A 26249-nucleotide genomic window follows, 5' to 3' on the forward strand; every position below is an offset into this window, starting at 1 on the left:
ATAGCACCCCGCCGGAAAGTCCTGCTACTTCGGCGTGTCGGGTGTTACCTGGGCGGGCGTTGCCGGGTCGCCCGCCGGCTTGGCCGGTTTCTTCCGGGGGGCGGGCTTCGCCTCCGGCTTGCCGTCCTCATCCGTGGGCGACAGGAAGAACAGGTTGCGCAGGAAGCCGGGGGCCAGCACGGCCAGCGGGTTGACCGACACGTCCAGGTCGTCCAGCGGGCCCTTCACCCGGTACGTGGCCGACAGCAGCCCCTGCCCCTCGCCGCCCGTCAGCAGGTCGCCGACTATGGGGATGGCGCCCAGCAACTTGTTGAAGGTGCTGAAGGGCACGATGGTGCCCTGAAGGTCGGCCATGCCGCGGTTGAGGTTGATCTCCCCCTCCATGGTCAGGCCTATGGCGGCGCCCGAGGTGCGGACATCGTGGAAGCTGACGCCGGTGTCGGTCCAGTGGAAGCCGCCTTCCAGCTTGGCAAAGGTGATGGGGGCGCCGCTCATGAAGTCGGAGAAGCCCTGGAAGCTGGCCGCCGACAGCAGGCGCGCCATGACCGGCGCCTCCACCACCTGGTAGTCGGTGACATCCAGGGTGCCGTCCACCACCTCATGCGGGTCGCCGGGCGTGCTGTGGCCCTTCACCACCAGCTTGCCGCCGCGCAGATGATCCAGCACGTCCAGCTGCTGCAGGGCCGCACCCGCGTCGTCGGAGGTGATGGTCAGCGCCATGGCGTTGCCGTCCGGCACATAGCGCAGGGCCAGGTGTCCGGCGTTGTCCTTGCCGATGCGGCTGTCCAGCACGACGGAACGCCAGCTGCGGCCCCGGCGGGCGAACTGGCCCTTGCTGGCACCGATCTCGCGCCCGCCGTTGGCCGTCACCACCTTGTCGAAGTTGAAATCGATATCCAGCGGCGGCCGCGCGTCCAGCGCCTTCAGTTCCGCCTCGGTCAGCGTGTGGGATGGGCCCCCACCGCCACTCGCCGACCGGCGGAAGGGCCGCGCGTCCATGGACGGGCCCGCTGCCTTGATCCGCATGCCGCCCGCGTCGTCCACGTCCACCGTCATGGCGGCGTCGGTGCGCCCCTGGCGGTAACGGTCGAGCGCGATATGGCCGATGGAGAAGTCGTGCTTCAGGTCCATGCTGCCCGACGCCTCCATCCCGTCCGCCTTCAGCTGAAAGCGGGTGACGTGCAGCGGCCGGCCCTGGTCGAAGCCCACCTCGACATGGCCGGAGGCGGGTACGCCCGTCACCTTGCGCCAGTCCATCAGGGACACGGCCAGGGCCGACTTGGTCAGGTCCAGGTCGGCCAGGATGGTCTCCTGATGTTGGGCGTCCCTGGTGTAGACCATGCTGACGCCCACGGGGCCGCGCACCCAGTCGGGGAAATCCAGGTGGAATAGCTGGCGGTCGCGGTCGTTGGCCGTGGCCTGCAGGGCGACACGGGTGCCAATGGGCGCCTCCGCCGGGAAATTCTCGCGCCACAGGATGCGGGCCGGCATGCCGTTCAGGCGGGCGGTGCCGTTGGTGTCCATGCCCTTGTTGTCCAGCACCAGGTTCAGATCGCCGTCCGACGCCTTGATGTCGGCGACGATGCCGTCGGCGGCCACGTTCTTCAGGTGCGCCTGCACGCCCAGCTTCACCTGGTCCATCTTCAGGGTGGCGACCAGCGGGAAGTCGAAGCGCAGGGTCATATCAGCGGTGCCGGCCACGGTCGCCGGCACCAGCCCCACCTTCCTGGCATAGCCCAGGGGCGGGGTGTCGATAACGGTGAGCGCGGAGGAGATGGGGCCGCTGACCGGCAGCGTCATTTCCATCTTCTGCGCCGTCTTGTCCAAGCCGGTGATGTCCAGGCGGGAGGTGCCCAGCGCCAGGTCCAGCAGGCGGCCCTGCGTCAGCTCGATGCCCAGGTGCCCGCCGTCGAAGGTGGCGGTGCCGCCCACATCCTTCACCTTGGGCAGGCCGTCCATGTAGTTCACGGTGGCGCCGGAGAAGGCGAAGTTGGCCATCATGCGGCTGGGCACCATATCCGACAGGTCGGCCGGGGCGTTGCCCTCTAAATTGAAGGTGACCTTGTCGAAGGCGCCATCCGACAGGTTCTGCATGATCCAGGCGCGCGGCTTCGGCAGGGCGTCCAGGGGCCACAGCGCGTCCAGCGCGTTCAACGGCACGGACTTGACCTCGGTGGCCAGGGTCACGCGATAGCTGCCGTCGTCCCGCTTCACCCCCTTGCCCGTCAGCATGACGGTGGATGCGGGCGCGGGCCCGCCGGACCCGGGCAGGGTCAGGTTCAGGTGGTTCAGGATCAGGCCCCCCGGCTCCAGCCTGGCCTGCAGATCCAGGTTGGCCACCGCCAGCGGCGCCTTCAGCCGCCCCGGCAGGGTGACGGTGCCGGCCGTGCCGCTGAGCGCCACGTCGAAGATGCGGGGCGAGAAGTCGGAGGCGAGGTCCAGCGTCACCGTGCCGGCCAGGGGCATGTCGATGCCGCCCACGGCCGCCAGCACACCGTCGGACGCACGGGTGACGCGCGCCAGGTCCGCCGGGCTGACGCCGGAGAAATGGGCCACGGCGCTGACGGTGCCGTCGGCCAGGCGATAGCCGAGATCGGCCGCCACCTGCGTCATGTGCCCGCCCAGGTCCACCACCAGCTGAGCGTTGCCAGTGATGCCCCGTCGGTCGCGGGTCAGGGAGATGTCGGCCCGGGGGGCGGACCACACAAGGCCCAGCTGGCGGTTATCCACCGACAGCCGCGCCTCGGACACCACCAGCTTGGTGAGCGCGCCCAGGGGTTCCAGCGGATCCGGCGGCCGCTTCAGCGCCGTGATCAGGTCCGCCATGAAGTCGTTGCCGTCGTCGGTGTCGTCGTCCGACATGAGCGCCAGGCGGAAACGGCCGTCGACCTCGCGGATGGCGTTCAGCCGGGGGCGCACCAGCACGATACGGGTGGGCGCCAGGCGGCCGTGCAGCAGCGCCGGCACCGACAGGGCAACGCGGAATTCCGGCAGCGTCGCCACGGTGGCGCCGCCCGTGCCCGTCAGCACCACGTCGTCGGCCAGGATTTCCACCGTGGCGCCCTTGGGCGCCCTGGCGAGCAGCACCTTGTGGACGGAGATGTGGACGGTGCCGCCGGAATTCACCGCCTGCTCAAGATAGGGCGCGAACCAGGAGATGGGCATGGGCCCTCGGCTGAGGCGCCAGGTCAAAAGGCCAGCCGTGACCAGGACCACCAGCAGCAGGCCCGCCGCCAGTTCCAGGATGACCAGGGCCGTGTGGCCGATCATGCCCCGGCGCTTGCGCGGCGGCTTGGCCGGTGGGGGTTCTGTGGGCTCGGGCGGACGCCGGCCCGGCACGCGCAGGCCCACATCCCCGGACGCCTGCGTCCCGGTCGGCACCTCGGAAGGCGCCTCGGCGGGGGGAATGGGCGGGATCGGACGGGGCAAAGGCTCAGACTTCCGGCATGGCTTGACCGGGTTGCGGGCCCTTGGGCACTCTGCCCCGGGAACCCACAACCGCGAAACGGCGAACAGCGAACGGGGCCCCGTCCCACCCCTTGTCCAGTCCCAGCAACATAGGGTCACGATGGACAGGTTTACACGGGGGCAAGACCCGTTTCCTGGCATAGCCCGGTCAGACATCCATGTTCAATGCGAAATCCCTACCCCAAGCGGCAGATACCGAACTTCTGGCCCGCGGGCTGGAGTCCTGGCAGCGCCGGGCGGAGGACTCCGGCGACAGGGAACTGGCGGAATTCGCCCGAACCTACGCGGCGGATGAGGCGGGCGGGGCCTTGCTGCGGGCCATCCTGGGCAACAGCCCCTTCCTGGGCCAGGCCCTGCTGAAGGAACAGGCCTTTTTCCGCCAGATGGCCACCCTGGGTTTCGACGCCGCCTTCATGGACCTGTTGGAGGGGCTGTGGGCTGAGGTGGGCGGGGCCACCACCGACCGCCTGATGAAGGCCCTGCGCGTGGCCAAGCGCCGCGCCGCCCTGCTGATCGCCGCCGCCGACATCGCGGAATCCTGGACGCTGGAGCAGGTGACCGGCGCCCTGAGCCAGCTGGCGGAGGCGGCCCTGCGCCTGACCGCCCGCCACCTGCTGCGCCAACTGGCGGCCAAGGGCGACATCCGCCTGCCCGATGCCGAGAACGACCCCGAGGCAGGCAGCGGCCTGATCGTGCTGGCCATGGGCAAGTTCGGAGCGCTGGAGCTGAACTACTCCAGCGACATCGACCTGATCGTCCTGTACGACGACGGCGTGGTGCAGGCCCGGGACCCGGATGAGATGACCCGCACCTTCGTGCGCCTGGCGCGCGACCTGGTGCGCATCATGGAGGAGCGGACGGTGGACGGTTACGTCTTCCGCACCGACCTGCGCCTGCGCCCCGACCCCGGCGCCACCCCCCTGGCCGTCTCCGTCTCCGCCGCGGAAGCCTATTACGGCAGCCTGGGTCAGAACTGGGAGCGGGCGGCCATGATCAAGGCGCGGCCGGTGGCGGGCGACCGCAAGGCCGGCCAGGACTTCATGGGCCTGATCCGCCATTTCATCTGGCGCCGCAGCCTGGATTTCGCCGCCATCCAGGACATCCATTCCATCAAGCGCCAGATCGGCGCGCATAAGGGCCACCGCGACAAGGCGGTGAACGGCCATGACATCAAGCTGGGCCGGGGCGGCATCCGCGAGATCGAGTTCTTCGCCCAGACCCAGCAGCTGATCTATGGCGGGCGCGACCCCCACCTGCGCACGCCCGCCACCATGATGGCACTGGACGCCCTGGTGGCCGCCGGCCGCGTGGGCGAGGACGCCGCCGAGGATCTGAAGGCGGCCTACCGCTTCTTGCGCCGGGTGGAACACCGGGTGCAGATGGTGGACGACCAGCAGACCCACAAGCTGCCGGTGGACGACAAGGGCGTGGCCAGCATCGCCACCTTCCTGGGCTATGCCGACGCCGATACCTTCCGCACCGAGCTGCTGGCCACCCTGGGGCGGGTGGAGGACCGCTACGCCGCCCTGTTCGAGGAGGCGCCGCCCCTGTCCGGCCCCGGCAACCTGGTCTTCACCGGGACGGAGGACGATCCCGACACCATCACCACCCTGCGGGGCCTGGGCTTCCAGAACCCCTCGGCCGTCGCCGCCCAAATCCGCGCCTGGCACCACGGCCGCTACCGCGCCACCCGCAGCACCCGGGCGCGCGAGCTGCTGACGGAGCTGGTGCCCAGCCTGCTGGCGGCCCTGGGCGGCACGGCCCAGCCCGACCAGGCCTTCCTGAAGTTCGATGAGTTCCTGAGCCGCCTGCCCGCCGGGGTTCAGCTGTTCAGCCTGTTCTACGCCAACCCAAAGCTGCTGGAGCTGGTGGCCCTGATCATGGGCACGGCCCCGCGCCTGGCCGACAGCCTGTCGCGGCGTCCGTCGCAGCTGGACGCCGTGCTGACCCCTGGCTTCTTCGACCATCTGCCGGACGCCCAGGAATTACGCGAGGGGCTGTTCCGCCAGCTGGCCGATGCCCACCACTTCGAAGAGGTGCTGGACCTGACGCGGCGCTGGACCAGCGACCAGCGCCTGCGTGCCGGCATCCAGATCCTGCGGCACCTGGCCGACGGCGACCAGTGCGGCCCCTTCCTGACCGAGGTGGCGGACACGGCGCTGGCCGTCCTGCATGAGCGGGTGGAGATCGAGTACAGGCCCCGCCATGGCTGTTTCGAAACCGGAACGGATGGGGGTGCCGGCATGGCCATCCTGGGCATGGGCCGCCTGGGCGCCGGCTCGCTGTCGCTGGGGTCGGACCTGGACCTGATCACGGTCTATCAGGTGCCGGATGGGGCCGACCAATCCAATGGGCCCAAGCCGCTGTCGCCCAGCGAGTATTACATCCGCCTGACCCAGCGCCTGATCAACGCCATCACCGCCCCCACGGCGGAGGGCGCGCTGTATGAGGTCGACATGCGGCTGCGGCCCTCGGGCAACAAGGGGCCGCTGGCCGTCAGCCTGGACGCCTTCATCCGGTATCAGCGGGAAAGCGCCTGGACCTGGGAACACATGGCGCTGACCCGCGCCCGGGTGCTGACCGGCCCGCCGGCCCTGCGGGCGCAGCTGACCGAGGCCATCCGCGCCGTGCTGGTGCAGCGCCGGGATCCGGACAAGCTGCTGGCCGACGTGGCCGACATGCGCGCCCGTGTGGACCGGGAGCACCACACCAAGGACCCCTGGTCGGTGAAGCATGTGCGCGGCGGCATGGTCGACATCCAGTTCCTGGTGCAGTATCTGACCCTGCGGCATGCCGCCGACCATCCGGGCATCCTGGACCCCAACACCACCGGCGCCCTGACCCGCCTGCGCGACGCCGGGCTGCTGGACGCGGCGGACGCCGACGCCCTGATCGACATCCACCGCCTGTGGCGCCGGGTGCAGGCCTTCCTGCGCCTGACGGTGGCGGGCGAGGTCAAGGTGGCGGAGGCGCCGCCGGCCCTGCGCCTGGCCCTGGCTGAAGCGGTGGGCCATGGCCTTGACTTCGACGCGGCGGAGGCAAAGATCCGCGCCGCGGCGGCCCAGGCCCACGCCCTGTTCCGGAAGGTGGTGGAGGAACCCGCCGCCCGCCTGCCGGCGCCGGCCCCTTGATCCAACCGGCGGGCTGGACCGTATCTGCCCCCGTCATCAGTCCACCGTCGCAAACCTCGGCACGAACCCAGGCACGAACCCAGGCCCAAACCCAGGAAGGAAAAGCACCATGGCCGTTGAGGTCGGAACCCCCGCCCCGGATTTCACCATGCCCACCGATGGTGGCGGCAGCGTCACCCTGTCGTCGCTGAAAGGCCGCCCGGTGGTGCTGTACTTCTACCCCAAGGACGACACCAGCGGCTGCACGGCCGAGGCCTGTGGCTTCGGCGAATCCCTGCCGCACTTCGAGAAGGTGGACGCCACCATCATCGGCGTGTCCAAGGACAGCGTGGCCAGCCACGACAAGTTCAAGAAAAAGTACAACCTGCCCTTCACCCTGGCGTCCGACGCCGACAGCGACGTGTGCGAGCGCTATGGCGTGTGGGTGGAAAAGAACATGTACGGCCGCACCTATTTCGGCATCGAGCGCGCCACCTTCCTGATCGACAAGGACGGCCAGGTGGCCAAGGTCTGGCGCAAGGTCAAGGTGCCCGGCCATGTCGACGCCGTGCTGGAAGCGGTGAAGGCGCTGTAAGCGGGCTAAGGCGGCGGACCGGATACGCCCGCCGCTGGTCATCGAAGCGCCGTCCTCAAAGCGGCGCCCAGGGATCGTAGGTGCCGAAGCTCCAGCTGTTTCCTTCCGGGTCGCGGGCGTGGTAGTCGCGACCAGGGTAGCCTTCATTGTCGTGCGGCGGGGTCACGATCTCCGCCCCGGCGGCGCGGGCGCGGTCGTGGTGGGCGTCCAGGTCGTCGACGATGATGTAGACGCACGCCGTGACGCCCCCCGCCTCCGCCGCCGTTTTCCAGCGGTAAGCGTCGGTGGACGGCCCGGGCCTGGCGGACCCCAGCATGACCATGCCATCGCCCAGCGTCAGTTGGGCGTGGTGGATGAGGCTGGGGTCCTGGTCGTCGGCGTAGACGGCGTGGCGTTGGAAGCCGAAGGCGGCGCACAGGAAGTCGATGGCGGCCGGCGCATCCTGATAGCGCAGGCAGGGGATAAGGGAACGGGTGGGCATGGGGCTCAGTCTCCTGTCAGGCGGCGACGATGCCGCTGGCCCGACCATAGGGCCGAACGGCGCGGCCTGGATTGGATCTAAATAACCTCCCCTATCCCCGCCTCCACCAGGCCGCCGCCGTCCGGAAGGGACTGGGCCAGGTACTGCCCCGGCGTCAGCCCGGCGAACTCCCGGAATTCCCGGATCATGTGCGACTGGTCGCAATAGCCGGCATCGATGGCGATGCCGGCCCAGCCGCCGCTGCCCTCGTCCGGCGGCCCGGTCCCCAGCCGCTTGGTCAGTGCCTCGAACCGCATCAGGCGGCGGTAGGTACGCGGCCCCACGCCAAGCGCGTCCTTCACACGATTGGCAAAGTGCTTGGCGCTCCACCCGATGTCCCGCGCGATGTCCGCGATGTCCAGGTCGGGCCGGTCGCGCAGCAGGGCCAGCGCGTGCGCCTGGGCCCCCGGCAGGGCGGGCATGGCGGCGAAGCGGCGGGTCAGCGCGTCGTCCAGCGCGGCCATGCGGCCGGTCCCGTCCGGCGCCTCCGCCAGCGCCTGGCCCAGCCGCGTCCCCGCCGGCCCCAGGACGGCATCCAGGGGCACCACGCGGTCGACCAGATCCGTCAGCGGGCAGCCCAGCAGGCGCCGCAGGCTGGAGAGCGACAGGAAGACATGCATCCCCGCCTGGGTGCCGCCCGACCGGGACAGCGCCGGCGCCAGGTGGGCACCGGCCATGAAGCCCTCGCCGGCCCGCAGGGTGATCGGTCGCCCGTCGCCGCCCACGATGCCGATCGGTTCCGCCAGGTTGACGATCAGCACGGCCTGGGCGTGGGGCAGTTCCCGGCGGGTGGTGAAACTGGTCCGCTCGCGATAGTCGGCATAGCCGTCCACCAGGCCCGACAGCGCCGGTGGGGGCGCCAGGCTGGCCACATGCCAGGCGTCCCGCAGGCCGTCATGGCGGCGGATGGACAGCAGACGGGAGGACGGAACGGTCATGGACGGGCCCCGGCAGCGCGGCTGCCGGCCAGCTTGGCACAGATCATCCCGGCTGGGGAGGCCCGGCGCCCGGCGCGTGGGCGTCCCGGTCCGCCAGCACCTACTTCAGCGGATAGTCGAACACGGCATAGTGCCCGCCATGGTCGAACCGCCGGTTGGGCATGTCCGGGCGATGGTTGACGCCGGTGTAGTGGCCGATCAGCGACCGCCGCTCCACACCCGGGCGGTTCGGCGCCGAGCCGCGGTGCATCAGCCGGCCGTGCCAAATCAGCACGTCGCCCTTTTCCCCCAGGAAACGCCGCGTTTCCACCCCCTGGGCCGCGATCTCCGCCTCGATGGCGGGGGTGACGAAGCGTTCCGTCAAATGGGGCCAGGAGGCGCTGCCGGTGGTGCCGGTGACGCGGTCGCGCTCCGCCGCGGACATGAACTGCCGCACCTTCTCCCCCTGCAGCAAGGGCCAGCGATGGGAACCAGGCACGTATTCGAACGGCCCGGAGTCCGGGTCGATATGGTCCAGGGCGATCCATACCGCGGCGTACCAGCCATTGACGAAGGGCGGGCTGAGATATTCGTCCTGGTGCCAGTTGCGCTCGGTGGAGGCCCAGCCGGTGAGGTTAAGATGCAGCATCATCTCCTCCCCGATCAGACTGTTCATGATGGCCATCAGCGGCGGGTGCAGGCAGATGCGCCGCAACTCCTCCACCTGCATATAGGGGGTGGGGGTGATCCAGCCCAGCGCCCGATCCACCTGTTCGCGCCGCTTGATATAGGGATCCAGCAGGTCGTCGCCGAGGAAGCCCTTGAGCAGGACCACGCCCTCGCGCCGCCACTGCCGCTGTTCGGGGGTCAGGGTGGCCTCGTCCACCACCGGCTGGTCCAGGGGCGGCAGTCCTTGGGGATCGGGATGGTCGCTCAACATGGAAAAGCGGATGCCGCCGCTGCTGTCCGGCGGCGTGCCGTAGCAGAGGGCGCCCAGGGGCGGCCGGTCCCCCAGCGTGCGCGCCAGGGCCAGCAGCGCGGGCGCCAGTGCCTGGGCGTCCGGCGCCTCTTCCGCCTCGGCCACGAACAGCCAATAGACGGGACCGCAGCCTGCGGGGAAGGGTGGCACGGTGACTCGGTCACAGCGCAGATCGCCGTCGAACAGGCCATCCGGCGTGCGCGACACCAGCGGTCCCTGGCGCGCCAAGCCGGTGGCCTCATCGACCAGCAGGGCGTGCAGCTTACGCTCCGCCCGGCCGGCCCGGACGTCGCCTGCCACCTCGACGATTTCCAGGTTGGCCACCCGCGTCACCACCCGCTCCACGATCAGCAGCGGCGGAAGTGCGGCCGCCGGCGTGGCGACGGCGGCGGGTTCCGGCCGGCGGCCGAGGAGGCGGGACAGGAGGTTCATGGGGAAGGCCGGCTGATGGAGTGGGGAGAGGTCATATCAGGGGGGTGTGGAACACGGCGTACTGCCCGCTACCCTCGACCCGGCGGTCCGGCATGTCGGGACGGTGGTTCACGCCGGTGTAGTGGGCGATCAGCGACCGCCGCTCCAATCCCGGCTGCCGCGCGGGGGAACCGCGGTGCATCAGGCGGCCGTGCCAGACGAGCACATCGCCTTTTTCCGCCAGGAAGGCGCGCTTTTCGACACCGCGCCGGGCGATTTCCGCCTCCACGATGGGCGCGACATAGGCCTGGGTGACGCTGGGCCAGGCGTCATAGCCGCTGTCGGTCACGGCGGCCAGGCGCCGTTCCTCATCCGTCATGAACTGGCGCACGCGCGCGCCGCGCAGCAGGGGCCAGCGGTGGGAACCGGGAATGTATTCGAAAGGTCCGGCGTCGGGGTGGATGCGGTCCAACGCGATCCACACGGCCGCGTACCAGCTGTTCACGAAGGGCGGACTGAGATACTCGTCCTGATGCCAGTCACGCTCGGTGGACACCCAGCCGGTGAGATTGAGGTGCAGCAGCATCTCCTCCCCCACCAGGCTGTTCAGCACCCGCATCAGGGGCGGGTGCAGGCAAATGCGCCGCAACTCCTCCACATGCATGTAGGGCGTGGGGGAGCGCCAGCCCCCCGGCCGGCCCACCTGCTCGCGCCGGGCGATATAGGGATCCAGCAGATCGTCGGACAGGAAGCCCTTGAGGATGGCCACCCCCTCTTCCCGCCATTGCCGCTGTTCCGGCGACAGCGTGCTTCCGTCCACCACCGGCTGGTCCAGGGGCGGCAGGGTGGCGGCCGGCGGCTCGTCGCTGATCATGGCGAAGCTGAGCTGGGCGCGGTCCAGGCGGGGGCCTTCGCAGCCCACCGCCAGCAGCGGCCGCTGGCCCAAGCCGGCCGCCAAGGCGCGCAGCGCCGGCACCAGGGGGGCAGGATCGGCCTCGCCCAACGTTTCGACCACGAACAGCCAGAAGGCGGGGCCCGTCCCGTCCGGGAATTCCGGGAAGGCGATGCGATCGACGCCAGGAGCGGACTGGGTGATCTGCCCCACCCGGACCTGGGCCCCCGCCTCGTCCATGACGATGGCCTGCAGCGCCCGCCCGGTGCGGATGGCGCGCAGGTCACCGGGCACGGTGATGGCGTTCAGCCGATGGATGAAGGCATGGAACGGTTCGGCGATGACCACGTCCGGCAGAACAGGCGCCACCACCTCCACGGTTGCGGGCGAACGGCGCGAAAGCAGGCGCGACAAGATTTGCATGGCAACCCCAACCCAACGCCGCCCAAGCCCCCCAGGCGGCTGGTCGGGTATACACCGCCGCGCGCGTCCCGTGCAATGAAGGCACCCGCGCGGATAGGGCCCGGCCTCAGGCGCTGGCGCTGCGATTTCCGGCCGTGAGGGTGCCGCCCAGCCGGGCCAGGATTTCGCCGGCCAGGGCGGCGATTTCCTCCGACCCCTTGGCGCGGCGGTCGGTTTCCTGCAGCGACAGGCCGTCCATCATGGCGCCGGCGAAGCCGACGCGGTTGCCGATGGCGGCCTCGGCCATGGGCACGCCCAGGCCCGCCACCGCCTCCGTCAGCCGGTCCGCCAGCTTGGCGCGGGGCGGCACGCGATTCAGCGCCACCAGCACCGCCCGCTTTTCCGCCTTGGCCATCTCCAGCGTGGGGCGGGTGGCCCACAGGTCCATGGGGCTGGGCTGCACCGGCACCACCACCAGGTCGGCCACGCGCACGGCGATGCGCGCCTCCGTCTCGGCATGCGGGGGGCTGTCGATCACCACCACGTCATGTTCCCGCGCCAGGCGTTCCACCTCTTTCTGGGTGCGCCAGCCGTTGATCTGCATATGGGTCAGACCGGGGTCGTCCAGGGCCTGGGCGCGCAGGCCGAACCAGGCGGTCAGGCTACCCTGGGGGTCGATATCCACCACCGCCACACGCAGCCCGGCCAGCGACCAGGCCACGGCCAGCTGGATGGCCAGCGTGGTCTTGCCCGCCCCGCCCTTCTGCTGCGCGATGGTGACGACGTGCCCCGCCATGATGGCTCCCCCTTCAGGAATGACCGTGGCCGGCAGTGTGGACCCGGCGACGGTGGCGGGCAAGTGTGCAGTGCACAATGGGTGATGCCCCAAAAGGGGAGGCCGGCCCTGCGGCCAGTGCCCTTGGACCGGGCGGACGGGTGGGCTAGATAAGGTGACCCCTTTTGCCAGGTGCCGCCCCGTGACCGAGTCCCATACAGCCCCCGACATGTCCCCGCCCACCAAAGAGGCGCTGGAGCGCGCGTCGCAGGCGCTGGCCGCGGGCAAGCTGGTGGCCTTCCCGACGGAGACGGTCTATGGCCTGGGCGGCGACGCCGGCAACGACCAGGCGGTGGCCGACATCTTCGCCGCCAAGGGCCGCCCCAGCTTCAACCCCCTGATCGTCCACCTGCCGGACGTGGAGGCGGTGGAGCGCTACGCCGTGATGGATGAGCGGGCGCACCAGATGGCCGACCTGTATTGGCCCGGCCCGCTGACCCTGGTCCTGCCCCGGCGGGCGGATGCCGCCCTGTCGCTGCTGGTCAGCGCGGGGCTGGACACGGTGGCGGTGCGGGTGCCGCGCCATCCCACCGCCCGCGCCCTGCTGCAAGCCAGCGGCCGACCCATCGCCGCCCCCAGCGCCAACCGGTCCGGCCACGTCAGCCCCACCGCGCCCGTTCATGTGCGCGAGGAATTCCCCGATGGCGGCGGCGGCCGCCTGGCCCTGATCCTGGCCGACGGCCGCTGCCCGGTGGGGTTGGAGTCCACCGTGCTGGACCTGTCGGGCGCGCACCCGGTGCTGCTGCGCCCCGGTTCCATCACGCCGGAGGAAATCGAGGCCGTGCTGGGCCCCATTAAGCGCGCAGCGACCCCGGGCACGGGCATAAAAGCGCCCGGCATGCTGGAAAGCCACTACGCCCCGGGCCTGCCGGTGCGGCTGAACGCGCTGAACGCCGCCAAGGATGAAGCGCTGCTGGGCTTCGGCCCCGACCGCTTCGTCCTGGGCGGGGCGGAGCGGCTGAACCTGTCGCCCTCCGGCGATTTGAACGAGGCCGCCGCCAACCTGTTCGCCATGCTGCGCAAGCTGGACAAGCCCGGTCTCAGCGGCATCGCCGTCATGGCCATCCCCGAGGTGGGCCTGGGCCTGGCCATCAATGACCGCCTGCGCCGGGCGGCGGCGCCCCGGCCCTGAAACGGAACCGGTTAACGAACCACACCGTTAGCACTTGATCACAGCGGGCGGGAGCGGACACTCTGGCGCCAAACGCCCCTGGCTTCCCCGAGGTCCCGCCCATGGCCGATCCCCGGCACATCGTCCTGCTGGCCCAGTACAACGCCTGGATGAACGCCAAGGTGCTGGAGGCGGCGGCGCGCCTGCCGGCCGAGGCCCTGACCGCCGACCGGGGGGCCTTCTTCCGCTCCATCCTGGGCACGCTGAACCATCTGATGGTGGCCGACCTGCTGTGGCTGCGCCGTTTCCGCACCCACCCCGCCGGTTATACCACCCTGGACCCGGTGATGGCCCTGCCGCCACCCACCCGCCTGGATGAGGCGCTGTATGCCGACCTGGCCAGCCTGGCGGCAGATCGCCAGGTGATGGACACGGCCATCGGCCAGTGGGCGGCCTGCATCCGCCCCTGCGACCTGAACCACGTGCTGGCCTACACCAGCAGCACCGGCACAGCCTGCGCCCGCCGCTTCGGCGACCTGATCGTACATTTCTTCAACCACCAGACCCATCACCGCGGCCAGGTCACCACCCTGCTGACCCAGGCCGGCCAGGACGTGGGCATCACCGACCTGGTGGCCCTGATTCCGGATGAAGCCCCATGAGCGTCCGCCTTTCCGAATCCGCCCTGGCCTGCCTGAAATCCCTGTCCGACTTGCTGGGGCCCGGCGGCTACATCACCGATACGGACGCGCAGGCCCCCTACCTGACGGAGGCACGCGGCAACGCCGTCAGCACGCCGCTGGCCCTGCTGCGCCCCTCCAGCACGCAAGAAGTGGCGGCCGTGGTGCGCCTGACGGCGGAGGCGGGCATCGCCCTGGTGCCCCAGGGCGGCAACACCGGCCTGGTGGGGGGTGCCCTGGCGGCCGAGGGCAGCCTGCTGCTGAACCTGGGGCGCCTGAACCGCGTTCGCGAGGTCGATCCCCTGGACCACACCATGACGGTGGAGGCGGGCGTGATCCTGGCCACGGTGCAGCAGGCCGCCAACGACGTGGACCTGATGTTCCCCCTGAGCCTGGGCGCCGAGGGCAGTTGCACCATTGGCGGCAACCTGTCGACCAATGCCGGCGGCATCCTGACCCTGCGCTACGGCAACGCCCGCGCCCAGGTGCTGGGGCTGGAGGTGGTGCTGCCCGACGGGCGGGTGTGGAACGGCCTGCGCCGCCTGCGCAAGGACAACACCGGCTATGACCTGAAGCACCTGTTCCTGGGTGCGGAGGGCACGCTGGGCATCATCACCGCCGCCACCCTGTCGCTGGTGCCCCGGCCGCGCCAGATGGAAACGGCGCTAGTGGCGGTACCCGACGTGACCGCCGCCCTGCGCCTGCTGAAACGCCTGCGCCAAGCCAGCGGCGATGCCGTCTCGGCCTTCGAGATCATGCCGCGCTTTGCCATCGACGGCGCCGCCCGCTACCTGGGTGAACAGAACGACCCGCTGTCGGAGCCGTCCCCCTGGTACATCCTGACGGAACTGACGGCCGGCACTCCCGGCGACGCCCTGCGCGACACGGTGGAGGCGGCCCTGGCCGAGGCCATCGACGCGGGTGAGGCCACCGACGCCACCCTGGCCGCCAGCGGCGACCAGCGGCAGAAGCTGTGGCGCCTGCGCGAGGGCCTGCCGGAGATCGGGCGCAAGGTGGGTGGCGCCCTGCACCATGACGTCGCCGTGCCGGTCAGCCGCGTTCCCCAGTTCATCGAGCGGGCCGACCGGGCGGTGGCGGCCTTGTGCCCCGGCGCCCGGCCCTACCCCTTCGGCCACCTGGGGGACGGCAACATCCACTACAATATTGCCCGGCCGGACAGCGACGATCCGGCCGACCGCGACGCCTTCCTGGCCCTGGGCGAGCGGATCATGCGGGCGGTGCACGACGTGGTGCTGGAGCAGGACGGGTCGATCAGCGCCGAGCACGGCATTGGCAACAAGAAACGCAACGAACTGGCACGCGCGCGGTCACCCCTGGAAATCGATCTTATGGCAAGCTTGAAACGCCTGCTGGATCCGCGCGACCTCATGAACCCAGGGAAAATCTTACCCCAATAGGCAGGATTTTTCGGGGAGACGGGGCCCAGGCATAGGCCAGTACTGACCTTTGGCGTCAATTGACGGCGACTCGGGGGCCATGAGACCCTTGGTTGTAGAGATAAAGGAGCCCGTGGTGTTGCCGCGCGTCAGTCGCCGGCCCACCTCAAGAGAGGGAGAGAGCCTATGCCTGGCAAGACCTCGACCCCCATTGGCCCTCACCCCTCCCCCGTGCCCCTTTACCTTAGGCTGCTGCGGGGTGGCACCCTGGCGGGGCAGGCCCCGCTGGCCGATGACAGCGATGCCGCCGTATCCGTCCCGCGCCAGATGGCGGGTGGCACGTGCGGCGGTCAGATGATGGCCGGCCGGTCGGAAGATCCGGCCCTGGTCCATTTCTAACGGCTGTACCCCCAACGATCCTAGCCAACCGCAGTAGTGCGTTCGGCCGAGGCGGCTGTATGATCGGCCGCCATGAAGCCGTTCATCACCACCTTCCTGTCCCTGCGACGGCGATCAGCGCCTGTGCGCTATGCCGGGGCCGCCCTGCTGGTGTGCCTGGCGTTCGGCGTGCGTCTCGCGCTGGACGACGTACTGGACGGCTATCCCGTCGTGCATTTCTTCCCGGCCCTGGTCCTGGGCACCCTGTGGTTCGGGGTCGGGCCCGGCCTGGTGGCCGTGGTCCTGAGCACGACGCTGGCCCTGCCCTTCTTCGCACCGGCCGACGACGGCATGCCTTGGCCGCACCAGCTGGCCACCCTGCCCGACCGGCTGGCGGCCCTGCCGCCCAAGGGCTGGGCGGGCCCCGCCCTGTTCGTCGTGACCAGCCTGGTGGTGGTTTCCATCATCGCAGCATTGCACGACGCCCTGGACACCCTGGCGGCGGGGGAACAGCAGCAGGCCATGCTGTTGCGTGAAATCTATCACCGCATCCGCAATGACCTGCAGTCCGTCGCCAGCCTGCTGATGGTGGCGGAAAGCCGGGCGGGTGCCAAGGAGGCGGGGGAACTGGCCAAGGCGGGGGAACGGGTGCGGGTGCTGGGCCTGGTCTATTCCAGCCTGCAGCGGCTGCAGCGCGAGCCCTTCGTGCCGGCCCGCGCCTTCCTGGGCCAACTGGTGGAAAACCTGGCCGCCGCCCATGTCGCCGGCCGTCCCATCACCTTCACCGTCGAGGTGGAGGACCTGAAGCTGCCGCAGCGGGCCGCCGTGACCCTGGGTTTGGCGGCCAATGAGCTGCTGACCAACGCGCTGAAATACGCCTTCCCCGCCGGGCGGCCCGGCACCGTGGCCGTGCGCCTGGGCACGGAGGGACAGCGATGGGTGCTGCGGGTGGAGGATGACGGCGTCGGCCTGCCGCCGCCCGCCCCCAACGGCGAAAGCCCGGCAACAACGGCCGGGCCGGCAGAAGATTCCGGCACTGAAGGCATCCATCATCTCCGCCCGGCCCCCACCGGCCTGGGCCACCTGCTGCTGGAACAGCTGGCGCGACAGTGTGGCGGCCAGCTGGGGCAGGTCAGCGACGGCGGCGTGAAGGCCTGGCTGGCCGTGCCGGCGACGCCGGAGGCCGCCGCCCTTTAGGCGCTGGCCATGTAGGCGGCGGCCATGTTGGGCGCGCGGTTGGCGGTCATGCGCTGTTCCTGCTGGCTGTAGCCGTCCTTGTTGTCCTGGTCCTCATCCTCGGTGGGCGCGGCCAGGGCGTTCAGCATCATGATGGTATAGGTGGACAGCGGCATCTTGGACGAGCTGGCGCCCCGCACCATGTCCCACGGCTGGGACGTGGTGTCGGCCGTCTGCACGGTGCCCAGTGTCGTGGACCCGGCATATTTGTCCGCGCTGGTACCACCCGTGCCGTCGAACTTCTTGGCGAAGCGGTCGTAGACCTGGCCCAGGGACAGGGCCTTGCCGTTGGCGTCATAAAAGACGGCGTCGTTGGCGTCGGCCGCATCCGGCACCACCGTGTCAGCCGCCTGGTTGGGGTTTTTCTTCAGCGCATTCAGGAATTTGGAGGCGCCGCCGGCGCCCAGGAAATGGGCCAGGTACAACTCGGTCCCGCCGATGGTGCCGCCCACCTGCTGCTGCAGGGTGGTCTTGTTGTCCTGGGCCAGCGCCGCCGCCATCATGGCGGAGGTGTCGGCATCCTTGCGCAGGTCGAGAATCTTTTGCCGGGTGACGGGATCGGCGACGTAGGCGCTGCCGTCGCCGCGGGTCTTGATGGCGCTGGCGTACTGCCCCAGGCCGACCTCCGCGCCGTGCTGCTGCACCATGTTCAGCCACGTGGAGTCGGTGAACTGGTAGAGGCCGGTAGCGCTGCTGGTGCTGGCCTTGGCGTTGGTGTTGTAGCCGCTTTCCACCGATGCCTGCTTCAGCAGATAGGAAAAATCTACCCCGGCCCTGGTGCTGGCCTGCTGCACCGCCGCCACGATCTTGGCGGGGGCGGAAGACGTCAAACCCTGTGCTGCAGTCAACTGCGTGGTGGACAGTGCGCTGTTCACGACCGGACCTCACTTACCTGGAAAACGACCGGCCGATGGGGGCCGATCCGATGCTGGCCTACAGGGAAAGCAAAGGGCGTGCCAGTCCGTTGCGGCGGCGGGATCCGGGCCGGACTTTCGGCGACGCTTGCCCGTCCGCCGCCGTCCCGGCAGGATGGGCCCCGCGTCGACGGGACGTGGCCCTTCCGCTCAATGATCGGGCCCGCCCGCCCAATAACATTGAGCACCCCCGCCGGCCGTGCGGGTCCCGCCCCAGTCCTGAAGCGACGGGCACCGGGCCCCACCGGCGGGTCCCCCGGGAGGACCCGAGAGACCATGAGCTATCAAGCGCCCCTGAAGGAAATCCGCTTCGTCCTGAATTCCGTCGTCGGCCTGGATAAAGTTGCCGCCTACCCCGCCTTCGAGGCCGCCACCCCCGACCTGGTGGACGCCGTGCTGGAGGAAGGCGCCAAGCTGGCCGACAACGTGCTGGCGCCCCTGAACGTGGTGGGCGACCGCCAGGGCGCGAGGCTGACGGACACGGGCGTACGCACCCCCGACGGCTTCAAGGACGCCTACCGCCAGTTTGTCGAGGGTGGCTGGAACAGCGTGCCCTTCGACCCCGACCATGGCGGCCAGGGCCTGCCCTGGACCCTGTTCATCGCGCTGCTGGAAACCTGGACCAGCGCCAACATGTCCTTCGCGCTCGGGCCGCTGCTGACCCAGGGGGCGGTGGAACTGCTGACCGCCCACGGGTCGGATGAGCAGAAGACGCTGTACCTGGAAAAGCTGATTTCCGGCGAATGGGCCGGCACCATGAACCTGACGGAGCCGCAGGCGGGTTCCGATGTGGGCGCTGTGCGCACCCGCGCCGTGCGCCAGGACGACGGCACCTATCGCATCAGCGGGCAGAAGATCTTCATCACCTATGGCGACCATGACTGGACGGACAACATCGTCCACCTGGTGCTGGCCCGCACGCCGGACGCGCCCTCTGGCACCAAGGGCATCTCGCTGTTCATCGTGCCGAAGTTCCTGCTGAACGCCGACGGCACCCCGGGTGAGCGCAACGACGCCTATTGCGTCAGCCTGGAGCACAAGCTGGGCATCCACGCCAGCCCCACCGCCGTCATGAGCTATGGCGACAAGGGTGCCTGCGTGGGCTACCTGGTGGGCGAGGAGAATCGCGGCATCGAGTACATGTTCACCATGATGAACAACGCTCGCCTGGGCGTGGGGCTGCAGGGCGTCTCCATCGGTGACCGCGCCTACCAGCAGGCGCTGGCCTACGCCAAGACCCGGGTGCAGAGCCGCGACGTGGCGGGCGGGCCGCAGCCGGTGACCATCATCCACCACCCCGACGTGCGGCGCATGCTGCTGACCATGCGGTCCAAGGTGGAGGCCGCGCGCGCCATCGTCTATTTCACCGCCGCCTCCCTGGACGGCCGCCATCATCATCCGGACGCGGAGGCCGCCAAACAGGCCGGCCTGCTGAACGACCTGATGACCCCGGTGGCCAAGGCCTGGAGCACCGACATCGGCGTCGAGGTGGCCAGCCTGGGCGTGCAGGTGCACGGCGGCATGGGCTTCATCGAGGAGACGGGGGCCGCCCAGTATTACCGCGACGCCCGTATTGCCCCGATTTACGAGGGCACCAACGGCATCCAGGCCAACGATCTGGTGTTCCGCAAGCTGGGCCGCGACGGCGGAGCCACCGCCCGCGCCCTGTTCGCCCTGATGGCGGAAACGGCCGACGCGGCCGCCGCCCAGCCGGGCGACGACCTGGCCGCCATCGCCCAGGGCCTGAAGCGGGGCATCGCGGCGCTGGAGGGCGCGACGTCCTTCCTGGTGGACAATGTAAAAGCCGACGCCCGCGCGGCGGCGGCCGGGGCCGTGCCCTACCTGACCCTGTTCGGCAACGTCACCGGCGCCTTCCTGCTGGCCCGCGGTGCCGTCGCCGCCAACCAGGCGCTGGCCCAGGGCCAGGACGTGGCCTTCCACGAGGGCAAGCTGGTCACCGCCCGCTTCTTCGTGGAACAGGTGGTGGGCCCGTCGCTGGGCCTGGCCGAGCTGATTCGCACCGGCCACCGCACCCTGATGGCCCTGTCGGAAGACCAGTTCTGAGCTGAACCGAACTGTTGTTATGGGAAGGCCGGGGTCATCGCCCCGGCCTGTTCACGCTCAACGGGTCCGGACCGTGAAGATGGTCATGGGGGCCCGCACCTGGCTCTTGCCGTGGTGGAACAGGGCCACGCGGTCCATCTGCGCCGCCGGCAGCCAGAGGGTACCATCCGCCGCCAGATAGGGCGCGTCCACCCAGTGCAGGCGCGCGTCATGGGCCACGCTGGTCACGCTGCCGTCGGGGGCGCGGCGGCGTACGGCGTTGGCCGCCAGGTCGGTGTAGTACAGGCTGCCGTCCGGCCCCATGGCGGTGCCGCCCACCGGCGGCAGGTCGATCCAGGGTCGCACAGCGTCGGCCAGGGTGGCGGCGGGGACGGCGGGATCATCCAGCAGGCGTGTGGGCACCCGCGACCAGGGCCCTTCCAGGGGCGCGTAGTACAGCCATTCGCCGTCGGGGCTGACCTCCAGCGGATCGGAATGCACGGCCAGGGGCCGGCCGTCCGGCGCCAGCACCGTTTCCCCATCCACGACTATCGGCCGGTCGGCGGGCGCCACGGTGGACGGGTGACGGTCCAGCACCCGGCGGGCGACACCGGTGGCCAGGTCCAGGACGATCAGGCCGGGCTGCCCGGCATCGGTCAGATAGGCGTGCGATCCGTGAAAACGGATGTCGTCGACATAGCTGCCGGGGCGGGCGACGTCGGCCCCCAAGGGGATGACACGATCGACGCGCCCCGTGTTGAGGTCGATGCGCACCAGCTTGGCGCCACCCGGCAGCGGATCGCCGCCGAAGTCGGGGGCGCCGGTATCCACCACCCACAGGCCGCCGGCGTCATCACGGTGGATGGCGTTGATGTTCACGAAGGCGTGGGCCGGATCGGCCCCGGGCACCCAGGCGTTCCAAGCGGCGTCAGGGAAGGGCCTGGGCGCGCCGCCGCCCTCCACCATCACCAAGGGCGGCAACTTGGTCCCGGTCCAGCGCGGTCCGGCCAGGAAGACACGGGCGCCCTCCACCGCCACCGCGTTCCACATGGCATCAGGGTTTTGCACGGCGACGGTCAGCGGGGGCGCCGGCGGGGCGGCGACGGCGGGCTGCCCCAGGATCAGCTGCGCCGCCACGGCGGCGATGATGCGCAGCGAGGGATGCCGGCGGGGGAAGGCGGGAATGGGCATGGCGTCAGATCCGTGACAAGGGACGAGCGGATGCCCAACCCTCACCTATTCAGCCATGCGGGGAAATTCCCCAAGTTCGTAGACAAACTATTCATCCATGAATGGCAACGCCCCGCCCCTGTCAAATCCCCCCGCCGTCCATCAGGTCGGACAGGCGGTCGCGGATGCGGGTGGCCAGGGCGCGGGCGGCGTTGTCGTCGCGGGCGCGGGGCCGGGCGGTGACTATCCTGTCCTCCGACCGCACGGTGGCGGGCGATCCGGCCAGCAGGATGACGCGGTCGGCCAGGTAGACGGCCTCATCAATGTCGTGGGTGACGAACAGGATGGTCTTGGACGTGCGCCGCCACAGGTCCAGCAGTTCGTCCTGCAGGGACTGGCGGGTGATGGCGTCCAGGGCGCCGAAGGGTTCGTCCATCATCAGCAGGTCGGGATCGACCGCCAGCGCTCGGGCGATGGCCACGCGCTGGCGCTGCCCGCCCGACAGCTGGTGCGGCCAGCGGCCGGCCTTGTCCGCCAAGCCCACCAGGGCCAGCGCCTCCTCCGCCCGGCGGCGGCGTTCGGCGCGGGGCAAGCCCAGCCCCTCCAGCCCGAAGGCGACGTTGGCGCGCACGCTGCGCCAGGGCAGCAGGCGGGCGTCCTGGAACACCAGGCCGTAGGGCCGGCGGCCGTTCGACGCGCCATTGCGCGCATGGATCACGGTGCCGCTGTTGGGCGGGACCAGGCCGGCCACCACGCGCAGCAGGGTGGACTTGCCCACCCCCGACGCGCCGACGATGGCGATGAACTCGCCCGGCGCCACCGACAGGTTGAAGTCGCGCAGCACCACGGTGCGTCCGTCAGACGACGCGGGGTTCGGAAAGGCCAGGCTGAGATCGCGGATCTCGATCATGGGGGCAGTCTGCGTCATCTTAAACCTTCCACCGCATCATGCGGTCGCGCACCGCGACGAAGCCCATGTCGACCAGGCCGTAGAACAAGGCCATGGTGGCCATGTAGACGATGACGATGTCGGTCGCCAGCAAGGAGCTGGCCTGCATCATGCGCTGGCCCAGGCCCGGCACGCCGAACAGCTCGGCCGCCACCACCGACATCCAGGCCTGGCCCAGGCCGGTGCGCAGGCCCGCCAGGATGGCGCCGGACGCGGCCGGCAGCACGATCTTGACCAGTTTGGCCGGGGTGGAACGGTGGCCGAAGGCGTCGGCCAGTTCCAGAAGGTCACGGTCCACGGCCTGCACCGCGCCCAGGGCGGCGAAGTAATTGATCCAGAAAACGCCCAACACGATGATGAAGATGGCGGCCGTGGGCGTGACACCGAACCAGATGATGGCGAAGGGCACCCAGGCCAGGCCCGGAATGGGGCGCAGCAGGCGCACCACCCAGCTGGTGAAATCCTCAAGCCGCCGGGACATGCCGGTCAGCACGCCGGCGGCGATGCCGCCGACCGAGCCGATGACCAGGCCCCAGAGATAATGCCCCAGGCTTTGCAGGATGGCGGCCGTCCAGGCCCCGCTGCGCACCTCCGCCGCAAAGGCCTGGGGGATGGCGCTGGGCGGCGGCAGCAGGACGGGTCGCACCAGCCCCAGCCGCGGCACAGCTTCCCATACCGCCAGGAAGGCGATGACGCCCAGCAACGCCCACAGGCCGCGATACCGCCGGGACGGCTTGGCCAGGAAAGCGGAAGGCGGTATGCGCTTGCCCGGGGCCGGCAGGGCGGCCCCGGACTGATCCGGCGGTGTCGGGAAGGTCAAACGACGACGCTCACTTATGGAGTTTTTCGTAATAGCTGGCGTCGAACAGCGTATCCAGCGGCTCCGCCTTCTTCAAGACGCCGGTCTTCACCTGGAAGTCCTGCAGGGTCTTGGTCTTTTCCACGATGCGGCGGGGATCGACCACGAATTGCGAGGCGGGAGAGGTCAGGGCGCGCTGCATGGTCTTCACGTCCAAGATGCCGCGGCCCAGCACCTTTTCCACGTCCGCCGCCGCGCGCGCCGGATCCTGGGCGATCAGGGTGACGGCCTTGTCCACCAGTTCCACCAGCTTCTGCACCAGTTCCGGATGGTCCTTGGCCAGGGCGCCGGTAACGCCCAGCACGGTGCCCGGCTGGTCCTTGATCATGTCCTTGCCATAGGCCAGCACCTTCACCGTGGGCAGGCGGTCCTGGATGATGGTCAGGGCCGGCTCTCGCACGGTGGCAGCATCCACCGCCCCCGCCAGCAGCGCCTGCTGGGTGGCGTCGATGCCCATGGGCACAATCTGCACCTTGGCCGCGTCGACATGCTCGTCCTCCTGCAGCCAGTACTTCAGCACCGTGTCGGGAATGGAGCCCACGGGCTGGGTCGCGATCTTGACCGGGCGGCCCAGCTTGGCGGCGAGGCGGGCGATGGCTTCGGCCTTGCTGCCGCCCTTGGCCGCCTCGGCCGACAGTTCCGGCCCGCCGGCCACCACCAGCTCCTCCACCGCGGTGGAGGCCACGACCTTGACCGTGATGCCCTGCGATCCCGCCACCATCAGGGGGCCGATGCCGCCCATGTAGGCCTCCAGCGTGCCCGAGGCCAGGCCCAGGATCATGTTGGGCCCGCTGTCGAACTGCGTCAGCTTCAGCTCGAAGCCCGCCTGCTTGTCCCAGCCTTCCTGGCTGATGATGTAGGCCGGTGCCGCACCCAGCACCGGAATGTAGCCGATGTGGACCACCGGGTCGGCGGCCTGGGAGGCGGGGGCCGCCAGCAGCGCGCCGATCAGCGGCAGGGCCGTCAGCAGGGACGAGTACGCACGACGCATGGGGCAATTCCCTTCAAGGATGGGCAGGCGAATGACGGGGATTAAGCCGGCCGGCATAGGATCAACGAGCCGGGGCAACTGTCAATGCCCGTGCCCGCGTGCGTGATCTACCGTAAATTCAACACGGCAATATGTTGAATTGCCGCACATCCGAATGAGGTAAGGGCTGCGTGACGACCGTCACCGACAGCGGCTGGCCCCATCGGCATTCTCCGCCACGCCATCGCGGGGGGAGAGATCCCAGGAAATCTGCCGATAGTGACGCCATCCTCAATTCAACATTAAAGATTCGTCATTATTATCTTTATTGACAGCATGAACTGCGGATGACAGCCTTGGCGCCAAGGAAGGGGCGCTCCCAGCCCTCCTTCCCGGCCAGTGCCGGGCCCTTCGCCGTTCAGGAACAACCGCCCGTTCGTTCCCTTTTCCGGTGTTGGGCCCGGCCAACCGGCCCGCGGCCATTTGACGGAGCAGCTTGCGCCGCGTCACCAACCGCTAAAGCGCCACGAAGCCCCTTCGTGGTTCCTCCGGAACGTGAAGGACCAGCCATGACCCGCACTTTCCCGACCCGACGCCCATTCCACCGCCAGGCTTCCGCCCTGGCCGGACGCTGTCCCCACATGCGCATGGGCTGCCGCTGTTGACGATCCGCCGGGCGCGCGCATGCACGCCCCGCCCTTGTCCAGCCGCAGCGCTCCTCCCCCACAGGGTCCGAGCCACAAAACCATCGTGTTGTTTTCACACCCCCGTCATGGCCGGGGTGTAGAGGGAGCTCATCATGAGCCAGCGAATTCAAAATCAAGACATCGCCCGGGCGCCCGCGCCCGCCGCGGTCATCATCGAAACCGCCCGCCATACGGCGGGGCTGGCCGTCCAGGACGGCAGGGACGTCCAGTTCTTCGCCTCGCACAGCCTGTTTCAGGCCCTGGACGGGCAGCGTTTCCGCAGCGTGCGGGCGCTGGAGCGGGCCGTGAGCAGCCTGGAGGCGGCCATCGCCGACCAGCGCCGCACCCGCGACAGCCGCGGCCAGATCTGGCGCAGCTGGGAAGGCCCCCAGTTGGACGGCAACGGGGCGGGTCAGCCGGAAGCGGCCTGATCCTTAGCGGCCCTGTCCTCGAAGTACGTGTCCCCGAACTCGGCGATCATCGCCTGGGCCTCGTCCACCAGGGCGCGGACCAGGCGGCGGTCGGGATGGGTGCATAGCGTCTCGTTCATCGCCTTGCCCAGCAGGGCTTGAGCCTGGGCCAGCAGCTTCACCGCCAACCGGTCTTCGAGTTCCATGCCGCTCATCCCTTTCCCGTAACCCCTTTCCCATGACCAGGTGCGCAGACGCGCCGGGGTCATTTCCCTTACCGCAAGCTTGCCTCAGGCGGCCTCAGCCAAGATCTCGGCATAAAAGGCCGGGTCGACATTGCCGCCGGACAGTACCACGGCGATGGTGCGGCCGGCCGTTTCCACCTTGCCGGCCAGCAGCGCCGCCAGAGCGGCGGCCCCGCCGGGCTCCACCACCAGTTTTAGGTTCGCGGCCGCGAAGCGCATGGCGGCGCGCACCTCCGCCTCCGTTACCACCAGGCCGGGCCCCAGCAGCGCCTGGGCCAAGGGGAAGGTGATGGTGCCCGGGATGGGCGCCAGCAGGGCGTCACAGGAGGATTTACCGCCCGGCGTGTTGGCCAGCCGCTGCCCGGCGGCCAGCGACCGCGCCATGTCGTCGAAGCCCTCGGGCTCCGCCGTGTGCACGCTGGCCTGGGGACAAGTCTGCTTCAGGCCCAGGGCGGTGCCGGTGGCCAGGCCCCCGCCGCTGCAGTTCACCAGGCAGGCGTCGACCGTCAGGCCCAGGGCCGCCGCCTGGCGCCCGATCTCCAGCCCGACGGTGCCCTGGCCGGCGATGATGTGGGCGTCGTCGTAGGAAGGCACCAGCACCGCGCCGGTGCGGGCGCACAGGTCGCGCCCGATGACCTCACGATCCTCGGTGTAACGGTCATAGAAGACGATTTCCGCGCCCAGGGCGCGCGTGCCGGCCACCTTGATGGCCGGGGCGTCGGCCGGCATGACGATGGTGGCCTTGGTGCCCACCAGGCGGGCGGCCTCCGCCACGCCCTGGGCATGGTTGCCGGACGACCAGGCGACCACGCCCCGCGCCCGTTCCTCAGCCGTCAGGCGGCCCAGGCGGTTGTAGGCGCCGCGGAACTTGAAGGAACCGGTGCGCTGCAGCACCTCGGGCTTCAGCAGCACGCGGGCCCCCACCGCCGCGTCCAGCGCCGCGTTGGTGACCAGCGGTGTGGCCACCGCCTTGCCCGCCAGAAGCTGCGCCGCCGCCTCGACATCCGCGCCCGTCACCGCCATCGCCGCCATGATGCGTTTCCCCTCGTTGAAACCGAGGCGTCAGGCTGGA

The 26249-nt window shown here is 69.9% G+C and carries 22 protein-coding genes; 9 read left to right on the forward strand and 13 right to left on the reverse strand.

Translation table 11 applies throughout. The annotated features are described in order from the left end of the window. Window positions 1-24: 24 nt before the first annotated feature. On the reverse strand, window positions 25-3429 hold the full coding sequence (locus tag P5F91_RS28050; RefSeq protein ID WP_277908884.1) for a YhdP family protein: 3405 nt from the start codon (window positions 3427-3429) through the stop codon (window positions 25-27). Window positions 3430-3626: 197 nt separating this feature from the next. Here P5F91_RS28050 and P5F91_RS28055 point away from each other — a divergent pair, with 197 nt between their 5' ends. Both P5F91_RS28055 and bcp read left to right on the forward strand, forming a co-directional pair. Beyond that, the gene (locus tag P5F91_RS28055; RefSeq protein WP_277908885.1) at window positions 3627-6599 is read left to right on the forward strand and encodes a bifunctional [glutamine synthetase] adenylyltransferase/[glutamine synthetase]-adenylyl-L-tyrosine phosphorylase; all 2973 of its coding nucleotides are present in this window, start codon (window positions 3627-3629) and stop codon (window positions 6597-6599) included. 109 nt (window positions 6600-6708) lie between these two features. Then, the gene (gene bcp, locus P5F91_RS28060) at window positions 6709-7173 is read left to right on the forward strand and encodes a thioredoxin-dependent thiol peroxidase (protein WP_145608981.1); all 465 of its coding nucleotides are present in this window, start codon (window positions 6709-6711) and stop codon (window positions 7171-7173) included. Between the two features lie 55 nt (window positions 7174-7228). Here the strand turns inward: bcp and P5F91_RS28065 are convergent, their stop codons facing one another. The 5 genes from P5F91_RS28065 to parA form a co-directional block, all read right to left on the reverse strand. Next, a complete protein-coding gene (locus tag P5F91_RS28065) occupies window positions 7229-7654 on the reverse strand; it encodes a VOC family protein (RefSeq protein WP_277908886.1) in 426 nt (141 codons plus the stop codon). Between the two features lie 77 nt (window positions 7655-7731). Continuing rightward, on the reverse strand, window positions 7732-8631 hold the full coding sequence (locus tag P5F91_RS28070; protein ID WP_277908887.1) for a helix-turn-helix domain-containing protein: 900 nt from the start codon (window positions 8629-8631) through the stop codon (window positions 7732-7734). A gap of 100 nt (window positions 8632-8731) precedes the next feature. Continuing rightward, window positions 8732-10021 carry a phytanoyl-CoA dioxygenase family protein gene (locus tag P5F91_RS28075; protein ID WP_246134218.1) on the reverse strand — a complete coding sequence of 430 codons (1290 nt, stop codon included), beginning with the start codon at window positions 10019-10021 and terminating at the stop codon, window positions 8732-8734. Between the two features lie 31 nt (window positions 10022-10052). Further along, complete coding sequence (locus P5F91_RS28080) at window positions 10053-11315, reverse strand: phytanoyl-CoA dioxygenase family protein (RefSeq protein ID WP_246134217.1); 1263 nt, start codon at window positions 11313-11315, stop codon at window positions 10053-10055. Window positions 11316-11421: 106 nt separating this feature from the next. Then, window positions 11422-12090: a ParA family partition ATPase gene (gene parA / locus P5F91_RS28085; protein ID WP_145608977.1), complete on the reverse strand. Its 669-nt coding sequence runs from the start codon at window positions 12088-12090 to the stop codon at window positions 11422-11424. Between the two features lie 208 nt (window positions 12091-12298). On the opposite strand from parA, the gene P5F91_RS28090 reads away from it, so the two are divergent. The 5 genes from P5F91_RS28090 to P5F91_RS28110 all read left to right on the forward strand — a co-directional run bounded on the left by P5F91_RS28090 (window position 12299) and on the right by P5F91_RS28110 (window position 16892). Then, on the forward strand, window positions 12299-13261 hold the full coding sequence (locus P5F91_RS28090; protein WP_145609103.1) for an L-threonylcarbamoyladenylate synthase: 963 nt from the start codon (window positions 12299-12301) through the stop codon (window positions 13259-13261). A gap of 101 nt (window positions 13262-13362) precedes the next feature. Continuing rightward, the gene (locus P5F91_RS28095; protein ID WP_145608976.1) at window positions 13363-13902 is read left to right on the forward strand and encodes a DinB family protein; all 540 of its coding nucleotides are present in this window, start codon (window positions 13363-13365) and stop codon (window positions 13900-13902) included. Further along, complete coding sequence (locus tag P5F91_RS28100) at window positions 13899-15338, forward strand: FAD-binding oxidoreductase (protein WP_277908888.1); 1440 nt, start codon at window positions 13899-13901, stop codon at window positions 15336-15338. The genes P5F91_RS28095 and P5F91_RS28100 overlap by 4 nt, the downstream gene beginning before the upstream one ends. Before the next feature lie 165 nt (window positions 15339-15503). Then, window positions 15504-15716: a hypothetical protein gene (locus P5F91_RS28105; protein ID WP_277908889.1), complete on the forward strand. Its 213-nt coding sequence runs from the start codon at window positions 15504-15506 to the stop codon at window positions 15714-15716. Between the two features lie 72 nt (window positions 15717-15788). Continuing rightward, window positions 15789-16892, forward strand: coding sequence for a sensor histidine kinase (locus P5F91_RS28110; RefSeq protein ID WP_277908890.1), 1104 nt, complete (start codon window positions 15789-15791; stop codon window positions 16890-16892). Here P5F91_RS28110 and P5F91_RS28115 read toward each other — a convergent pair. Next, window positions 16889-17806 (reverse strand): transglycosylase SLT domain-containing protein, encoded by a 918-nt coding sequence (locus tag P5F91_RS28115; RefSeq protein ID WP_277908891.1) that lies wholly within the window; start codon window positions 17804-17806, stop codon window positions 16889-16891. The two genes, P5F91_RS28110 and P5F91_RS28115, sit on opposite strands and share 4 nt — an antisense overlap. A 315-nt stretch (window positions 17807-18121) precedes the next feature. On the opposite strand from P5F91_RS28115, the gene P5F91_RS28120 reads away from it, so the two are divergent. After that, window positions 18122-19909: an acyl-CoA dehydrogenase gene (locus P5F91_RS28120; protein WP_277908892.1), complete on the forward strand. Its 1788-nt coding sequence runs from the start codon at window positions 18122-18124 to the stop codon at window positions 19907-19909. A gap of 57 nt (window positions 19910-19966) precedes the next feature. Here the strand turns inward: P5F91_RS28120 and P5F91_RS28125 are convergent, their stop codons facing one another. From P5F91_RS28125 to P5F91_RS28140, 4 genes are all read right to left on the reverse strand, one after another. Then, window positions 19967-21079 (reverse strand): L-dopachrome tautomerase-related protein, encoded by a 1113-nt coding sequence (locus P5F91_RS28125; protein WP_277908893.1) that lies wholly within the window; start codon window positions 21077-21079, stop codon window positions 19967-19969. Between the two features lie 121 nt (window positions 21080-21200). Continuing rightward, window positions 21201-21986, reverse strand: a complete 786-nt coding sequence (locus P5F91_RS28130) for an ABC transporter ATP-binding protein (RefSeq protein ID WP_145608970.1) — start codon at window positions 21984-21986, stop codon at window positions 21201-21203. Between the two features lies 1 nt (window position 21987). Beyond that, window positions 21988-22827 carry an ABC transporter permease gene (locus P5F91_RS28135; RefSeq protein WP_422394502.1) on the reverse strand — a complete coding sequence of 280 codons (840 nt, stop codon included), beginning with the start codon at window positions 22825-22827 and terminating at the stop codon, window positions 21988-21990. 10 nt (window positions 22828-22837) lie between these two features. After that, window positions 22838-23857 carry an ABC transporter substrate-binding protein gene (locus tag P5F91_RS28140; RefSeq protein ID WP_277908894.1) on the reverse strand — a complete coding sequence of 340 codons (1020 nt, stop codon included), beginning with the start codon at window positions 23855-23857 and terminating at the stop codon, window positions 22838-22840. A 778-nt stretch (window positions 23858-24635) separates the two neighbouring features. Here P5F91_RS28140 and P5F91_RS28145 point away from each other — a divergent pair. Then, window positions 24636-24953 carry a hypothetical protein gene (locus P5F91_RS28145; protein ID WP_145608968.1) on the forward strand — a complete coding sequence of 106 codons (318 nt, stop codon included), beginning with the start codon at window positions 24636-24638 and terminating at the stop codon, window positions 24951-24953. On the opposite strand, the gene P5F91_RS28150 is transcribed toward P5F91_RS28145, so the two are convergent. After that, entirely contained in the window at window positions 24935-25138 is a 204-nt protein-coding gene (locus P5F91_RS28150; RefSeq protein WP_145608967.1) for a hypothetical protein, read from the reverse strand. The genes P5F91_RS28145 and P5F91_RS28150 overlap by 19 nt on opposite strands. 84 nt (window positions 25139-25222) lie before the next feature. Beyond that, window positions 25223-26209 carry a threonine ammonia-lyase gene (locus tag P5F91_RS28155; RefSeq protein WP_145608966.1) on the reverse strand — a complete coding sequence of 329 codons (987 nt, stop codon included), beginning with the start codon at window positions 26207-26209 and terminating at the stop codon, window positions 25223-25225. Window positions 26210-26249 lie beyond the last annotated feature (40 nt).

The sequence above is a fragment of the Nitrospirillum amazonense genome (assembly GCF_029594735.1).
GTDB lineage: Bacteria > Pseudomonadota > Alphaproteobacteria > Azospirillales > Azospirillaceae > Nitrospirillum > Nitrospirillum amazonense.

Coding starts and splice junctions, on each gene's coding strand:
- P5F91_RS28055 (WP_277908885.1), top strand. CDS start 3,627: ATGTTCAATGCGAAATCCCTACCCCAAGCGGCAGATACCGAACTTCTG.
- bcp (WP_145608981.1), top strand. CDS start 6,709: ATGGCCGTTGAGGTCGGAACCCCCGCCCCGGATTTCACCATGCCCACC.
- P5F91_RS28065 (WP_277908886.1), bottom strand. CDS start 7,654: ATGCCCACCCGTTCCCTTATCCCCTGCCTGCGCTATCAGGATGCGCCG.
- P5F91_RS28070 (WP_277908887.1), bottom strand. CDS start 8,631: ATGACCGTTCCGTCCTCCCGTCTGCTGTCCATCCGCCGCCATGACGGC.
- P5F91_RS28075 (WP_246134218.1), bottom strand. CDS start 10,021: ATGAACCTCCTGTCCCGCCTCCTCGGCCGCCGGCCGGAACCCGCCGCC.
- P5F91_RS28080 (WP_246134217.1), bottom strand. CDS start 11,315: ATGCAAATCTTGTCGCGCCTGCTTTCGCGCCGTTCGCCCGCAACCGTG.
- parA (WP_145608977.1), bottom strand. CDS start 12,090: ATGGCGGGGCACGTCGTCACCATCGCGCAGCAGAAGGGCGGGGCGGGC.
- P5F91_RS28090 (WP_145609103.1), top strand. CDS start 12,299: ATGTCCCCGCCCACCAAAGAGGCGCTGGAGCGCGCGTCGCAGGCGCTG.
- P5F91_RS28095 (WP_145608976.1), top strand. CDS start 13,363: ATGGCCGATCCCCGGCACATCGTCCTGCTGGCCCAGTACAACGCCTGG.
- P5F91_RS28100 (WP_277908888.1), top strand. CDS start 13,899: ATGAGCGTCCGCCTTTCCGAATCCGCCCTGGCCTGCCTGAAATCCCTG.
- P5F91_RS28105 (WP_277908889.1), top strand. CDS start 15,504: ATGCCTGGCAAGACCTCGACCCCCATTGGCCCTCACCCCTCCCCCGTG.
- P5F91_RS28110 (WP_277908890.1), top strand. CDS start 15,789: ATGAAGCCGTTCATCACCACCTTCCTGTCCCTGCGACGGCGATCAGCG.
- P5F91_RS28120 (WP_277908892.1), top strand. CDS start 18,122: ATGAGCTATCAAGCGCCCCTGAAGGAAATCCGCTTCGTCCTGAATTCC.
- P5F91_RS28125 (WP_277908893.1), bottom strand. CDS start 21,079: ATGCCCATTCCCGCCTTCCCCCGCCGGCATCCCTCGCTGCGCATCATC.
- P5F91_RS28130 (WP_145608970.1), bottom strand. CDS start 21,986: ATGACGCAGACTGCCCCCATGATCGAGATCCGCGATCTCAGCCTGGCC.
- P5F91_RS28140 (WP_277908894.1), bottom strand. CDS start 23,857: ATGCGTCGTGCGTACTCGTCCCTGCTGACGGCCCTGCCGCTGATCGGC.
- P5F91_RS28145 (WP_145608968.1), top strand. CDS start 24,636: ATGAGCCAGCGAATTCAAAATCAAGACATCGCCCGGGCGCCCGCGCCC.
- P5F91_RS28150 (WP_145608967.1), bottom strand. CDS start 25,138: ATGGAACTCGAAGACCGGTTGGCGGTGAAGCTGCTGGCCCAGGCTCAA.
- P5F91_RS28155 (WP_145608966.1), bottom strand. CDS start 26,209: ATGGCGGCGATGGCGGTGACGGGCGCGGATGTCGAGGCGGCGGCGCAG.